General features: G+C 37.2%; 13 protein-coding genes. 11 read left to right on the plus strand and 2 right to left on the minus strand.

Features of this window, described 5'->3' with window-relative positions:
- Positions 1–402: transposase (locus tag U473_RS02225; RefSeq protein WP_153012065.1), on the plus strand; the 402-nt coding region annotated here is incomplete at its 5' end.
- Positions 403–606: 204 nt separating this feature from the next.
- On the opposite strand, the gene U473_RS02230 is transcribed toward U473_RS02225, so the two are convergent.
- Positions 607–1,434: a carbohydrate ABC transporter permease gene (locus U473_RS02230; RefSeq protein ID WP_068722935.1), complete on the minus strand. Its 828-nt coding sequence runs from the start codon at positions 1,432–1,434 to the stop codon at positions 607–609.
- Positions 1,434–2,318 carry a carbohydrate ABC transporter permease gene (locus U473_RS02235; RefSeq protein WP_068722937.1) on the minus strand — a complete coding sequence of 295 codons (885 nt, stop codon included), beginning with the start codon at positions 2,316–2,318 and terminating at the stop codon, positions 1,434–1,436. Before U473_RS02235 ends, U473_RS02230 begins: the two co-directional genes overlap by 1 nt.
- 348 nt (positions 2,319–2,666) lie before the next feature.
- Here U473_RS02235 and U473_RS02240 point away from each other — a divergent pair, with 348 nt between their 5' ends.
- From U473_RS02240 to U473_RS02285, 10 genes are all read left to right on the plus strand, one after another.
- Positions 2,667–3,017: a hypothetical protein gene (locus U473_RS02240; protein ID WP_068722939.1), complete on the plus strand. Its 351-nt coding sequence runs from the start codon at positions 2,667–2,669 to the stop codon at positions 3,015–3,017.
- A 30-nt stretch (positions 3,018–3,047) separates the two neighbouring features.
- Positions 3,048–4,823 (plus strand): CBM35 domain-containing protein, encoded by a 1,776-nt coding sequence (locus U473_RS02245; RefSeq protein ID WP_068722944.1) that lies wholly within the window; start codon positions 3,048–3,050, stop codon positions 4,821–4,823.
- A gap of 257 nt (positions 4,824–5,080) precedes the next feature.
- Entirely contained in the window at positions 5,081–6,310 is a 1,230-nt protein-coding gene (locus U473_RS02250) for a glycoside hydrolase family 15 protein (protein ID WP_068722946.1), read from the plus strand.
- A gap of 372 nt (positions 6,311–6,682) precedes the next feature.
- Positions 6,683–7,792: a hypothetical protein gene (locus U473_RS02255; RefSeq protein WP_068722948.1), complete on the plus strand. Its 1,110-nt coding sequence runs from the start codon at positions 6,683–6,685 to the stop codon at positions 7,790–7,792.
- A 206-nt stretch (positions 7,793–7,998) separates the two neighbouring features.
- The gene (locus U473_RS02260; RefSeq protein ID WP_068722950.1) at positions 7,999–9,009 is read left to right on the plus strand and encodes a LacI family DNA-binding transcriptional regulator; all 1,011 of its coding nucleotides are present in this window, start codon (positions 7,999–8,001) and stop codon (positions 9,007–9,009) included.
- 128 nt (positions 9,010–9,137) lie between these two features.
- Positions 9,138–10,331 carry a glycoside hydrolase family 15 protein gene (locus tag U473_RS02265; protein ID WP_068722952.1) on the plus strand — a complete coding sequence of 398 codons (1,194 nt, stop codon included), beginning with the start codon at positions 9,138–9,140 and terminating at the stop codon, positions 10,329–10,331.
- The gene (locus U473_RS02270; protein WP_201024125.1) at positions 10,228–11,526 is read left to right on the plus strand and encodes an extracellular solute-binding protein; all 1,299 of its coding nucleotides are present in this window, start codon (positions 10,228–10,230) and stop codon (positions 11,524–11,526) included. The genes U473_RS02265 and U473_RS02270 overlap by 104 nt, the downstream gene beginning before the upstream one ends.
- Before the next feature lie 281 nt (positions 11,527–11,807).
- On the plus strand, positions 11,808–12,599 hold the full coding sequence (locus U473_RS02275; protein WP_082732565.1) for a carbohydrate ABC transporter permease: 792 nt from the start codon (positions 11,808–11,810) through the stop codon (positions 12,597–12,599).
- Positions 12,600–12,611: 12 nt separating this feature from the next.
- A complete protein-coding gene (locus U473_RS02280) occupies positions 12,612–13,439 on the plus strand; it encodes a carbohydrate ABC transporter permease (RefSeq protein WP_068722954.1) in 828 nt (275 codons plus the stop codon).
- A gap of 8 nt (positions 13,440–13,447) precedes the next feature.
- Positions 13,448–15,289, plus strand: a complete 1,842-nt coding sequence (locus U473_RS02285) for a glycoside hydrolase family 66 protein (RefSeq protein WP_161937268.1) — start codon at positions 13,448–13,450, stop codon at positions 15,287–15,289.
- Positions 15,290–15,291 lie beyond the last annotated feature (2 nt).

A 15,291-nucleotide genomic window follows, 5' to 3' on the forward strand; every position in this document is an offset into this window, starting at 1 on the left:
TTCCCAACAGCTAAGCATTTATGTTCCTGGGCAGGACTGACTCCCACCAATAATGAGAGTGCCGGCAAGGAAAAGTCAGTAAGAATTTCGAGAGCTGGCTGCTACATAAAGCCTCTTTTGGTACAGTGTGCGACTGCGGTAGTCAAAAGTGAAAAACATCCCGAAATTCGAAACCGCTATTTAAGGCTTAAAAAACGTCGTGGTCACAAACGAGCGATTATTGCGATAGCACGAATGCTTTTAACAGCGATATACCATATTCTCAAAAAGAAAGAACCCTATAATCCTGAATTGTACAAAAAATCCGATGTACTTCCAGTAAACCGTGAGATCACAGTAGAACAAGCAATTCTACTAGCTAAAAGTCAAGGTTTTCGAGTGATGGCAGTTACAACTACTTAAAGTTTTATTAACCAAATATTTCTAATAAAGTCATCGATCGATGGCTTGTTTGCTATGCCTTTTTTTATAGAATACTACTTCAAGTAATCATTTCAGACTTGACCCCCTAAAATAATCAATTTTTTTCAACCTCATTATATAAAGCATGCATCACTTCTAACACGTAAGATATTGTTCAAATAAGTGGAAAATATTGATGATTCTTTATTTGATTGACCCTGCCGTTATCCCTTTAATAATATGACGTTGCAAAAAGAAGAAAAAGATAAGAAGGGGAATAATCCCTAAAATTAAGGCTGCCAATGCCAAGTCCCACTGCTTCGTATATTGGCCGAAGAAGAAAAACGTAGCTAACGGGATAGTTCTTAAGTTTTGCTCTTGAAGCACTAATAAAGGCAACAGAAAGTCATTCCAAATCCATAAACTGTTTAAAATCACGATTGTAACGGTAATCGGTTTTAAAAGCGGAAATACGATTCGCCAAAACACACAAAACGAAGAACATCCGTCAACAATGGCGGCCTCTTCAATTTCACGGGGGATTGCTTTAATAAATCCGTGATAAAGAAAAATAGAGAACCCTGCTCCAAGTCCAAGATACATGATCACAATACCCGGGATACTGTTTAACAACCCTAACTGACTGGTCACCCGAACCAACGGAATCATGATGGACTGAAAGGGAATCACCATAGCCGAAATAAATAAAATAAAGATGATTTTGCTGATTTTATTTGGGGATCTGACCAAACGATAAGCAGCCATTGAATTAAAAATTACGATTACCAGGTTACTAAACACCGTAATTAAAAGAGAGTTTAGAAATACCTTTGGATATTGAAGACGTTTCCATGCTTCCGCATAATTATTCCATTGAAATTCTTTAGGCCATGCAGCCGTGTTTAACAGAATCTCTGAAAAACTTTTTAATGAATTAATAATAATAAAATAAAAGGGGATTAAAAAGATTAACCCTAATAAAATCGTTAAAATCTCCAGAAGAAAAGTTCGCTTTGTATATCTCTGTTCCATTAAGCTTCAATCTCCTTCTTCTTGGTATATAGAACTTGTATAGTTGTGATTGTAGCCACAATGATAAAAAACAGGAACGCTTTGGCGGCACCTAATCCATAACGATTGTTGACAAAGGCTTCCGTATAGATATTGATTGCCAGAGATTCTGTCGATTTAAACGGTCCCCCGTTTGTTAACGAGAAATTGAGATCAAAGATTTTAAATGACCAGGCAATTGTTAAAAATAAACAAATGGTAATCGCCGGCCTGATTAAAGGTAAAATAATATATCTTAATAAGTTCCAACCGCTTGCTCCGTCAATTCGAGCCGCTTCGATCACTTCATTAGGTATATTCAATAAGGATGCAATATAGATCACCATGATGTATCCGGCACCTTGCCATACGCTTACGATCACAATCCCCCAAAAAGCGGTTTTTGCATCACCTAACCAGGGTAATTGAAAAAAAGATAAACCTGTGATCTGTCCTATTGATGCAAAACCTTTAACAAAAATAAATTGCCAGATAAATCCTAATAGAAGACCGGAAATTAAATTGGGTACGAAGAAGACCGTTCGCAAGATATTTTTTGTTTTAAGCATCTGAGTTAATGCCAATGCTAACAAGAACCCTAACAGGTTGGTTAAAAATACGGATGCCAATGTCAATTTGAGCGTAAATAAGAAAGAATTTCTAACTTGCAAATCATTTTTAAAGATTTGGATAAAATTATCCAGTCCCACCCATTCAATTGTGCCTGACACCCCGTTCCAATTCGTAAAGGAATAGTACATCCCTAAAACAAATGGAATTAATACGATAACGCTAAATACCAAAAATGCTGGACCTACAAAAGAAATATAGGTTAAGGCTTGTTTAAATTTTATTTTGTTAAACACAAGGGTACACCTCCTTACTTTATTTTAGAAATTAAAATTTTAAAGAAACACAGAATAAATTGTTCACTAAGGTGGAAAATATTGATCGCAAATTTTTCCACCTATTTGTTCAATATTGTCTGTGTTTATAAACCTCAATATTGTCTGTGTTTATAAACCATGGAAAAAATTATAATTACGCTAAACTATTTATAGATTTGTATATTACATTTTGGCTCCGTCGTTCGTTGCCTTCTATGATTAAAAGAATATGAGAGAAGACAACTCTCGAAAGTCGCTTTCATGCAATATACAAATCCCTATCGTTTCATGAAATCTTCCTTAATTCTAGAGTATGGAGGGATGTAAATGTCAGTTTGTAGAGTAAAGAAAATTGCTGGTCGAACAGTTACTCTTATGTTAGCTTTATTGCTTTTGTTTTCTGTAGTCATTGAAACTGCTTACGCCAGAGATAGTGCAGTTACACGGGAGGGTTCAGGTCCGATGTATTGGATTGGTTATGAGTATCCGTTTACTACGGATACGGCATTAACAGAATCGCGCTGGCAAGCAAACATTGACTGGATCGCTGACAATTTTAAATCTTACGGCTACGAAATGGTCAGCACGGACGGCTGGATTGAAGGGTCAACGTTAACTAATGAAAATGGCTATATACTTAGTTATAATGACTCGTGGACACATGACTGGCAATATTAGGTAAATTATGTTGAGCAAAAAGGTTTGAAAATGGGAGTTTATTATAACCCGTTATGGGTAACTCAAGCTGCTGTAAATGATTCTACAAAAAAAGTGATTGGAACAGATATACCTATTAGTAGTATAGTAACTTCCGGAGATTTTTTTAATGGAAATCCGGATCCAGCAAAACAGCTTTACTGGGTAGATGTAACAAAACCAGGAACTAAAGAATTTGTACAAGGATACGTGAATTATTTTAAAAATATGGGGGTTATATTTTTACGTGTTGATTTTTTATCTTGGTATGAGTCAGGTACTGAGGTAGGTGCCCCTGACGGGGCGATTGCTCATGGTTCCGTGAATTACGAAACGGCATTAAGCTGGATTGAAGAAGCTGCCGGTACGGATATGACCATTAGTCTTGTAATGCCAAATCTCTATAATCATGCAGAAGTAGAAATGAAATATGGAGATATGATTCGAATCGATAATGACACGGCTACAGGCGGATGGACACATATCAGTCAAGGCAGCTTTGGGGATTTGAGGCAAACTTGGCAGGATCATTGGTCACAGTGGGCCAATCCATTTCAAGGGTTTACCGGTTTTTCAGACATAGCCGGCAGAAGGTCTATGATTCTAGATGGAGATTTTTTGAGAATGAATACATTTTCCGGCTCTTATGCAGATAATGAAAGAAAATCTGCTGTATCTTTATTTACCATGGCAGGCTCCCCTATTGCGATTGCTGATCAATATGACACTATAGGAGATAATGCAAAATATTATCAAAACACGGAATTAATTGCGTTACATCAGGATGGATTTGTAGGAAAACCAATATATTATAATGGAAATCCCTATGAACCAGAAACATCAGGTTATCCAGATACAGGAAGCCGTGACAGTGAACGATGGATAGGACAGACTTCTGACAGAAACTGGGTGGCTGCAATATTTAACCGATCTGATTACGAGAAAACTCAGTCGATAGATTTTGCTTCCATATTAGGACTTACAAATGGAGCTTCTGTAAGAGATTTATGGTTGCATACTGATCTTGGATTTAAAACCAACCAAACTGTAACCCTTAATCTGCATGATGTAAGTATAGTAAAAATTATTCCGAACCATCCTGATCCGACGATAAATCGATATGAAGCAGAGGTAGCAGCTTTCCAAAATGGGGCTCACTTTAACAATAATCATACCGGATATTCAGGGGAAGGATTTATTGACAAACTGGAATCAGGATCAGAAGGTGCAAATGTTGTCTTTTCTGTAAATGCAGCTAGTTCAGGCAATTATAATTTAAATGTCAGGTATGGAAACGCAATGGGTTATACCAGTACAGCTTCCTATACTGTAAATGATGCTTCCGGCAATATACTTGATACCGGAAAAATTTCATTACCCAATCTTAGTAACTGGGATACTTGGGGAAATGCAAGTATCACCATTCCTCTTTCCCAAGGATTAAATTTAATCACTATTGCTCGTAATTCAGATGATACAGGCGCATTTAATTTAGATTATATTGAATTAAATAACCGTACTCCTCAACCAGTCAATCGTGTTGTCAATCCCGGATTTGAAACAGGAGATATAACAGGTTGGACAGAATGGCACCCATCAGCTTCCTACGGAGTTGACTCGTATGATGTTCATAGCGGGAATTATAAACTCTATTTCTGGAATACTTCACCCTATCAACAAAGCGTTCATCAAATAATTAATAACTTACCAAATGGCAGCTACAATATAAGTACATGGGTAAAACTACAAGCCTATTCAGGTGTTGATCCTACTTATGCAAGAATGTAATTAAGTAATTACGGCGATAGCCAAATCAATATTAACTTTTCGCCAAATTCCAATTGGCAGCAGATAAATACAACGGTAAATATTACAAGCGGACAGCTTGATTTAGGTTTCTATCTTAATGCAGACGGCTACACTTCCCTGCAAATTGATGATGTGATTATTTCCAAACAATAAAGCAAGACTAATTCAGATGGAGTTTTAATAAACAAAGTGTAGAAGGAGGAAAAAGAATATATCTTTTTTTTAAAAACAAGTACATGATTTTCATACTATCAGTAATCCTTATTACTTCCATCTTGTTTGCTCCATTGCAAATTACTCAAGCATCAACAGATACATTACCCACTGATCAGTCAGTAACAAGCATTTACTTGAATAACTGGAAGGATGCAGTAAATATATGGATGGCGAGCGAATTAGCTCAAACGGATACAGGAAATTATGGTCCAAGAATTGGAGAAATGAGAATTGATGACGACTATACCGTGAATCAGATTCATGATTACTCTGCTTTTTTTCGTGATGAAACCAATGCAGTGAAATATACAGAACCGCACAATTTTGCCTCAGAAGCTTATTATGATGAAGGTGGAATTCTTCATACGAAATATTTGGACTACAGCGGTAATTCGTTGCCTATTATTATCGAAAAGGATTATGCGATGGTCCCTAATGAAGACTTTATGGTTGCTAAATATACCTTTATCAATCATAATGCAACCTCCATTGATTTTAACCTATTGGAGCAGATTCACGTCAATAATATTACCAAAGGCGGAAGCAACCAAGTTCATCATGGTTGGTATGATAGCAACAGAAATAGCCTATTTGTAGATATGACCAGTTCTGGTCAATATTACGTTGCTTTAGGGGCTTTTCAAACTGCTGACGGTTATCAGGTGGCTGATGATACCCAATCAGATTTGGGAGCAAACGATGTGAGTGCTTGGTATACCTTCGATAATAATGGAACAGTAAAAAATAATTCCGATGAATATGCGGTAGATATCAGCGTTGCTTTTCAGGATGAAATAACCATCCCGGCCTCAGATTCTGTATCGATTTCCTTTGTATCTACCGTGCAAAATAATTTGACGAATGTGCAAAGTGCAATAGACAGAGCTTTATCCCAAACGGCTGACTACTGGTTTCAGCAAACGACTACGGCCTACAGTAATTGGCTTAGCCAAGGAAAAACAATCAATTTTGCCGATGATGGAATTAATAAGACCTATACTCGAGGCTTAGTAACGATAAAAAATGCAACGAATCCGACATATGGAGCTACTCCGGCAACAACCAATCCAATAGCCTATGGCTACAAGGTATGGTTACGTGATTCTGCTGTAACCGCAATGATCTTGGATCAAGCGGGCTTCCACGACGAAGCAAAAAAATATTGGTATTGGCTGCAGGATCGTCAAGAGTCGGATGGCACGTTTAAAACAACCTCTGATTACTGGACGAACAATATGTACCTTTTGTAGAACCAAAGCATGATTCCATTGGTATTTTTTTAGTAGGTGCTTATCAGCATTATAAATTGACAGGTGATACCACTTTCTTAAATAATATCTGGGATAAGTACAGAAAGTCGGCAGATTTTATCTGGTCCAATGTAGGCTCTGATCCTTACGGATTTGGTGAAGAGGATGCAAGTATAATGCCTTTACTCAGGCATTGTATGTAGCAGGATTAGATGCTGCACAGCATATGGCTAGAGCTAAGGGGTTATTTACCTTGGCAGATGATTATACGGTGCAGCCAGTGAAATTCGTTCTAACATTCAAAAAGATGTTACATGGAATCCTCCTGGACTTTGGAACGTAAATAATGGCTACTACAATTGTGCAGTTAATTTGGATGGAACGCCGAGAACTTTAGTAGACGGTTCATCCAATGCCTTGATTGTTTACGGCGTGGTAGATGCGAATTCCTCAAGGGCAAACAGTCATGTAAACAAAATAAAAACCAATCTGCAACACGATAATTTTGGAATTGCACGTTATGATGGGGATACCTTCTATTACACAGCACCATTTAGCCCTGCTGGAAATGAAGCGTTAAGTGACGAACCTACCTGGCCGCAAATGAGCGCTTATGCTGCACTGCACCATTTATATCGAGGAGAAAAACAAACGGCTTTAAATTATCTAAAGTGGATCGTTTCTCGGACGGCTGTGGGATATATGGCTCAGGGAGAGGCCGTATCACGAGTTACATTAAAACCTCTTCCCAGTACAATGGTAGAACCTGTGACAGCCGCTTGGTTTATTATTACGGCTTTAACCTATGAAGATCAGGCAGATTTACGTATTATTCCTCCGCAGTTTAACGCAGGAGCGTATAAGACAATTAATGTAACGACTACGGTGGCTAATGATTTACCTCAATGGAGCAATGTTCCATATTATCATGACCAACTAAATGACAGCGAATCATCTTCAGGGGATACAGATATTGCAAAAGTATATAATACCAATGACGCCAACAATCTATATGTACGGATTAAAAATGACAGCAATCATTTGTCCGGCTACAATACTGCTCCCCGTTTTGCCATGACGGTCTATGCTGAAGATTTTAAACATAGTACGATGGAATCAAAAAATACAGGGTTATATGGCGGAAGCTTGGATCGCCCGATGCAATATATGGTTAGCAGATGGAGTGATTCCAATGATTTTGCTAAATTCTATGTGAATAATGGAAGCTGGACATTTGATAAACATCTTACCGGAGTTACGATTCCGCAATGGGATGTAAATACAGGGGACATTGAAATGGTTATTCCCCTTTCTGAATTATCCAGCACCGGGTCAGTAAGTATCGGAGATTGGTCCAATCTGAATATTGTGTTGGTAAGACAGGATTCGAATACACTTAATTGGTCGGAAGATGATGTCATGGCTATTCATTACCGTGTAATGTCATCAGGTGAGCAATGGTACTATGGTAATGTAGAGTAGAAGTGTAAGAAAAAAATCATTTTGCAGATAGAAAAGAATTTTCCCTGTTAAGATAGTATTGTGTCTTAACAGTTTTTTTTGATTATAGATAAAAAAACTAGTTTAAATTTTTAATAAATTTAGAAAAAAGATATTGACTAATTAATTCTTCAGAGGTTATCATTAAGCTGTAGTTAAACGTTTACGTAGGAAGAGTGAAATCACTGATGAATCCAACTATAAAAGATGTAGCAAAAAAAGCGAATGTATCTACAGCAACAGTATCTCGCATACTAAATGGACTTCCGGGTTACTCTGAAGAAACAAAGAAAAGAGTACTAAAAGTAATTGAAGAATTAGGATATCAACCAAACGCAGTAGCAAGGGGATTAGTGAGTAGAAAGACAAAAACCTTAGGTGTGTTACTTCCTAATGTATCAAGTTTGTTTGCCGCAGAAATACTCAATGGAATTGAAGATACTGCTCATGAATCTGACCATAGTGTCATAGTATGTAATACAGACTCTAATGGAATACGCACAATAAAATATCTGCAAGTTTTAAACGAAAAAAGGGTTGACGGTATTATTTTTACCAGTGAAGTATTAAAAAAAGAATACTATGATGCGATGATAGAAATGGATATTCCAATCGTTCTTATTTCAACGGCTTCCTATCGTTATCCGTTGCCTTACGTGAAAGTAGATGATAAGCATGCTGCATACAGTGCTACTGAATTTTTAATTATGAATGGACATGAAAGAATTGCAATGATCAGCGGAACAAAAGATGATCCAATCGCAGGAGTTCCCAGGGTGGAAGGATATAAGCAGGCTTTACGAGATTATGGGCTTATGGTTGATGAACAAAGAATTACCTACGGAATCGATTTTGGTTATAAAACAGGTATGATGGGTATGGAACAAATCATAAATGAAATGCATGATATTACTGCCGTATTTGCTGCAAGTGATGAAATTGCAATCGGTGCCCTATCTGTTGCTAATAAACATGGATGGAAGGTTCCTGACGATATATCCATCATCGGTTATGATAATTTAAAAGTAGCAGAAATGTCTATTCCTCCACTGACCACAGTGGCTCAGCCGTTATATGAAATGGGGGAAATCGCGACGAAAATGCTTTTTAAAATGATCAATACAGGACAAACCGTGGAAAGTCGTATTATTCCACATAAAATTATCGAAAGGCAATCCGTTAAAAGAATAGAACAATAGAAGAGATTTTGTTTTTTATCTTTTTATTTTTAAACAACGTAAACGCTTACGTTCTATTATTTTTTTCTTTAGTAAACGTTTACGTTTAAAAGATTAGCCTGTAAAAAAAGATGAGAGGTGAAAGGATATTGAATTTAAAACAAATAAGCCTGCATGTAATTAAGCAAAATCAACATCCATCCGGAGCATATATCGCAAGTCCTAACTTTGATAATTATCAATATAGTTGGCTTAGAGACGGCTCTTTTATTGCCTATGCGATGGATATGGTTTCTGAACATGATTCAGCAAGACGGTTTTATCAGTGGGTACATCATACGATCATAAGAAATCAACCAAAACTGAAAAAACTTTATTTAAAATATCAAGCAGGTGAAAAACTGGAAGCTAAAGATTTTTTGCCTTGTCGTTATACTTTAGAAGGTTTAGAAGCCAAGGATGAGTGGCCTAATTTTCAATTGGATGGATATGGAACTTGGCGGTGGGGATTAAGTGAACATATCAAGTTGACAGGTAATAATCATTTGTTAGAGCAATTTAAACAAAGTGTCGAAGATACCATCCATTATTTAATCACGTTTTGGCATTTTCCGAACAGTGATTGTTGGGAAGAAAATGAAGATAAAATCCATCCTTCTACATTGGCGGCAATTTACGGGGGATTAAGTTCCATTAATGAATTTCTGCAAAGAGAAGATATTGCTCAAACCGCTGCTCATATTAAAGATTTTCTATTAAAACATGCCATTTATGAAAATCGTTTTGTGAAGTACATCGGTTCAACCAGCGTAGATGCAAGTTTGCTTTGGTTAAGTATTCCTTTTCAAGTGTTTTCTCTTGATGAGGAATACATGGTAAATACAGTAAAAGTGATAGAAGAAAAATTATTACATAAGGGAGGTGTTCATCGATTTCCTGAAGATACCTATTATGGTGGTGGAGAATGGTTACTGTTGTCCAGTTGGTTAGGGTGGTATTACGCATCAGTAGGCAGAATCGATGAAGCACAGAAGCAACTGCAGTGGGTAGAAAGCCAAGCTGATGAACAAGGTTTAATGACTGAACAGGTATTACATCATGTGAACGATGAAGCTTATATTGATCAATGGGTCAATTTATGGGGACCGGTTGCAAAGCCGTTACTATGGTCCCACGCCATGTATCTGATTCTATTCGAGCATGTAAAAAAAATGAAAGTATTAGAAAAGAGGGGAAATAATGAAAAGGTTTTTTCAATTTATGTTGATCACCTTACTTATTGTCAGTATGGCAGCCATTTCATTTGGTTGTGCCAAGTCGGAAGAAACAACAGAAGGAAATAACACCGGGAATGAACAGACGAATGCATCTAATCAGGAAGAAACGATAAAAGAACCGGTTACGATTGAATTCTGGCATACCTACAGTGATACAGAAGAAGTTATTTTTAACGAACAGGTACTTCCATTGTTTGAAGAAAAATATCCAAATATAAAAGTAACATCTACGAGAATGCCTTATGAAGGGCTAAAACAGCAAGTTATTGCAGGGGTTGCCGGTGATGCAGCACCGGATTTGATGAGAATGGATATCATTTGGGTACCAGAATTTGCTAAGTTAGGCGCTTTAATGTCTTTAGATGATATGGATGGTTTTGGAGATGTATCCGGGCAATTATTTCCCGGACCATTAGCAACCAATTATTATAATGGTAAATATTATGGTTTGCCGCTTAACACGAACACAAAAGTCGCTATATACAATAAAGAGTTATTGGCTGAAGCAGGTTTAACCGAAGCCCCTAAAACTTTTGATCAATTGATTGAAGCATCAAAAGCTTTAAAAGCAAAGGGTAAATTTGGAATTGGTATTGGAGGAACGGGACCTTGGGGCTCATTACCATACTTCTGGTCTCTAGGCGGTAAAATAACGGATGAGAATTTTACAAAAGCATCGGGATATTTAAACAGTCCTGAGAGTATTGCAGCTTTAGAAAAAATAGTAGAGCTAAATAACGAAGGATTGATCGCACCTACACTACTTGGCGGAGAACCGGGAACTTGGGATGGTGTGAAAGAACAATATTTAATGATCGATGACGGTCCTTGGTTTTACAGCATATTAGGTGATGAAGCATTAGAAATTACTACTCCTGCATTGATGCCTGAAGGAGATGGCGGAAGTGTATCTGTCGTTGGCGGGGAAGATTTAGTTATGTTTAATACGACAAAACATCCGGAGGAAGCTTGGACTTTCATGAAATTCTTGATGACGGAAGAACCGCAGAAGATCATGGCACAAACAGGATTAATTCCTACCAATCAACAAGCTGCCGGATCGACAGAAGTGCTTTCCGTTCCATTCATTAAACCATATATCGAACAGTTAAAAACCGCCCAACCAAGAACACCACATCCAAATTGGGTAAAAATAGAAGAGTCTTTGGATCTTGCCTTTGGGAAAGCGGTACGTGGAGAGATGGGAGCAAAAGAAGCATTAGATCAAGCGGCAAAAGAAATTGATGAATTTTTAAAATAAGCATGGACAGTGGTTGTTAGCAGTGATCTACTGTTGACAACCACTGTAACATACAAGTACAAAGGGGGGAAAACCTTGACAAAAACACCGTTTCCTATTGATTCGCAAAAAAACCCAAAAAAATCAAATTATCCTTTCAAAAAATTAAATCATTGTTGCAATCCCTTTTTTCAACGCTGGTCTTATCGCTTAAACAATGGTGGAATGTCTTTCCCTTTCTTTTTTTAGGGTTGTTAGGTGTTGCCGTTTTTGTTGTTTTTCCTTTAATTAAAGGGATTTATATGAGCTTTTTTGAATATAATGTCCTTTTGCCGAAAGAAAGTACTTTTGTCGGTTTAGATAATTATATACGTGCCATCCATGATGAAAAGGTATTTTTGGCATTAAGAAATACCCTTTTGTACAGTATTATCACCGTTCCGGGACAATGGGTTTTTGGGATTTTTATTGCCACGTTAATCAATGCCAAATTTATCAAACATAAAGTGTTTTTTCGAACGGTCTATTATATTCCCGTTATTACGTCCTGGGTCGTTGTTTCGTTCTTGTTTAAATATTTATTTGCTGATGGTAAATATGGTCTTATTAATTTTCTTTTATATGAAAAGCTGCATTTATTATCTCATCCGATCAGCTGGCTGCAAAATGAATGGACAGCGATGATCGTGATATGGACACTGGGGATATGGAAAGGTATAGGTTGGGTAATGGTTATTTATCTGGCAGCACTCCAATCCATTCCAAGACACTTTTATGAAGCTGCTGAAATTGATGGTGCAAAGGCAGGAGAAGTATTTCGATATATTACCTTACCATTATTAAAACCAACGACGATTTTTGTCATCATTAATTTAATCATTGGTTCGTTTAACGTTTTTATTCAGGTATTGCTTATAACAAACGGAGGACCTTTAGGCAGAACAGAAGTATTATTAAGCTATATGTATAAGCAGGCCTTTAGCTTTTTTGATTTTGGCTATGCTTCAGCAATCAGTGTGTTGATGGGAATTATGATTTTTCTAATTACGTGGGGACAACAAAAAACCATAGGAAAAGAAAAAATTGAGTTTTAGGTGGGATGAGGTATGGCATTGTTTTGGAAAATTGTCGTTTATCTGCTTTTGATCATTGGGTTATTTGTGGTTTTAACCCCTTTTGTTTACATGGTTTTAACCTCTTTTACACAAGATACTTTTTCACTCCCTCACCCTGATGAACTGTTGAAGGAAGAAAAATTTTTTCACAATTATACCGAAGCTTGGAATAAAAATAACTTTCAACGTTATTTTCTAAACAGTTTATTTGTTGCTTCCACGACTACCGTATTTGCTCTTTTCTTTTCTTCAATGACCGCCTATGCTTTTGCTCGGTTTCAATTTCCTTTAAAAGAATTCTTGTTTCGATTGTTTTTGTTTACGATGATGGTGCCGGGTGTATTGAACATCGTTCCGCAATTTACGGTAATTAAAGGCTTGGGGCTCGTCGACACCTATCGGGGGTTATTATTGCTCTATGTTGGAACTGGAATTGCTGGAAACACCTTTTTTCTCAGAGGTTTTTTTGAAAGGATCCCAAAGGAACTGGAAGAATCGGTGATTATTGATGGAGGCGGAAAGTGGACGATCTACAGACATATTTATCTCCCATTATCTAAACCATCCTTGGCCACACTAGGCATTTTTGCCTTTTCAGGAGCATGGGATGAATTTTTTGTTGCTTTAACCATTTTAAAAAGTGAGGCTAAGCGAACGCTGCCGATTGCGCTGCAGCTGTTCCAAGGGCAGCATGCGACAAAATGGGGGCTAGTTTTTGCAGCATCCCTCATTGCCATCATACCGATTATTTTGATTTTTATCGTTTTCCAGAAAAAATTTGTTCAAAGCACGACAGGTGAAGGTGCGGTGAAAGGATAATAATGGCTATGAAGAAACATCTAGGTCTTTTGTTTCGCATTATTTTTTTATTCCTATTTTTCTTTTTCGGTCTATATGTTGTTTTTCATCAAGATGTGTCCCTGGAAGTCAACCGTCTATTAGAAAAAGGAAGATGGATTGATGATGTTTATGTAGAACAGGCAAGGTATGGACCGGGAGAAACAGCAGTTATTTATACCCGACTAACTAATCGCTCTGAATTGGATGTAGAAGGGAAAATCATCATTACGATTAAACATTTGGGAGAAGAAGCAGCCAGACTGGAATCCGATCGATTTACAATTATAAATGGAGAGCAGAAGACTTTATCGGTGGAATGGAATTCTCCAAAAGAAGATTATAAGGGGTATTTAGTAGAAGCTTGGTTTATTTCTGATGGTGAACTTAAAGACAAAGGTAATACCGCCATTGATATTTCATCCGACTGGGCAAAGTTTCCCAGGTACGGCTATATTACAAACTTTGGGGAATTATCGAAGGAGGAAATAAGGAATAACATTGAACGATTAAATCGGTTTCATATCAATGGTCTGCAGTTTTATGACTGGCAGTATAAACACCATCAACCTTTAGCAGGAACCGTTCAGAACCCTTTAAATAAATGGAAAGATATTGCAAATCGAGATATCAATGTTGAAACGGTTATGGAATATCTTCATCAAGCCCATAAAAAAAACATGATGGCGATGAACTATAACTTGTTATTTGGTGCTTATCAATTCAGCGAACAGGACGGAGTTCAACCGGAATGGGGATTATATAAGGATGCAATGCATCAACTACAGGATGGGCATCCTTTGCCGAATACTTGGGCAACCAGTAAACTTATTCTTCAGAATCCAGCAAATGAAGGATGGCAGCATTATATCCTGCAGAAGGAAGAAGAAGTATTTCAGGTCTTCCCCTTTGACGGCTGGCATGTGGATCAGCTTGGAGATCGTGGACGCCTTTATGATTACCAAGGACATATCATCGAGTTAGATCAAACCTACGAGGTTTTTTTAAAGAAAGCAAAAGAAACACTTCATGTTCCTCTTGTGATGAATGCAGTGAACGATTACGGTCAAATCCGGATTGCACAATCCCCTGTTGATTTTTTATATACAGAAGTATGGAATCCGATCAACACCTACGGACAATTAAAACAAGTAATTGAACGAAATATCCGATTAACAAAGGGAAATAAAGCGATTGTCCTTGCGGCTTATATGAATTATAGAAAAGCAGATCAACCTGGACAGTTTAATAAAGCTTCTGTCCTATTAGCAGATGCAGTGATATTTGCCTCTGGAGGAGCACATTTTGAATTGGGAGATACCGGAATGCTTAGTAAGGAATATTTTCCAAATAACCATTTAGTCATGACTGAGGAACTTGAGAAAGCCCTCTATGACTATTATGATTTTTTAGTAGCTTATCAAAATCTGTTAAGAGATCAGGTGGTATCTGTTGAAAGAGATGTAATCATAGAAGCGAATGAAGCATCCAAATATCCAGAAAAGGGTGCAATTTGGTATTTCACTAAAGCCAAAAAAGGATATGAAATACTTCATTTAATTAACTTTACCAATCAACAATCACTTCAATGGCGGGATGATTTTGGTCAATACAAAGAACCGATAGAAATGAAAAACCTTAACGTCAAATATTATACAGATCAACCTGTCGAAAAAGTGTTTATTGCCACACCAGACGAAGATCATGGAAGTGCCCGATCGTTGGTTTTTACAGCAGCAAAGGATGGCAAGGGGAAATTTATTACATTTACCATACCTTCTTTGAAGTATTGGGATATGGTTTATCTAAAGGAAAGAACTACGAAAGAATAGGT

Source organism: Tepidibacillus decaturensis, assembly GCF_001561915.1.
Taxonomy (GTDB): Bacteria; Bacillota; Bacilli; order Tepidibacillales; family Tepidibacillaceae; genus Tepidibacillus_B; species Tepidibacillus_B infernus.

Bases quoted from the DNA above. Each gene is read 5' to 3' on its own strand.
- U473_RS02230 (WP_068722935.1), bottom strand. From the start codon at position 1,434: ATGGAACAGAGATATACAAAGCGAACTTTTCTTCTGGAGATTTTAACG.
- U473_RS02240 (WP_068722939.1), top strand. From the start codon at position 2,667: ATGTCAGTTTGTAGAGTAAAGAAAATTGCTGGTCGAACAGTTACTCTT.
- U473_RS02245 (WP_068722944.1), top strand. From the start codon at position 3,048: ATGGGAGTTTATTATAACCCGTTATGGGTAACTCAAGCTGCTGTAAAT.
- U473_RS02250 (WP_068722946.1), top strand. From the start codon at position 5,081: ATGATTTTCATACTATCAGTAATCCTTATTACTTCCATCTTGTTTGCT.
- U473_RS02260 (WP_068722950.1), top strand. From the start codon at position 7,999: ATGAATCCAACTATAAAAGATGTAGCAAAAAAAGCGAATGTATCTACA.
- U473_RS02270 (WP_201024125.1), top strand. From the start codon at position 10,228: ATGAAAAGGTTTTTTCAATTTATGTTGATCACCTTACTTATTGTCAGT.
- U473_RS02275 (WP_082732565.1), top strand. From the start codon at position 11,808: ATGAGCTTTTTTGAATATAATGTCCTTTTGCCGAAAGAAAGTACTTTT.
- U473_RS02280 (WP_068722954.1), top strand. From the start codon at position 12,612: ATGGCATTGTTTTGGAAAATTGTCGTTTATCTGCTTTTGATCATTGGG.
- U473_RS02285 (WP_161937268.1), top strand. From the start codon at position 13,448: ATGAAGAAACATCTAGGTCTTTTGTTTCGCATTATTTTTTTATTCCTA.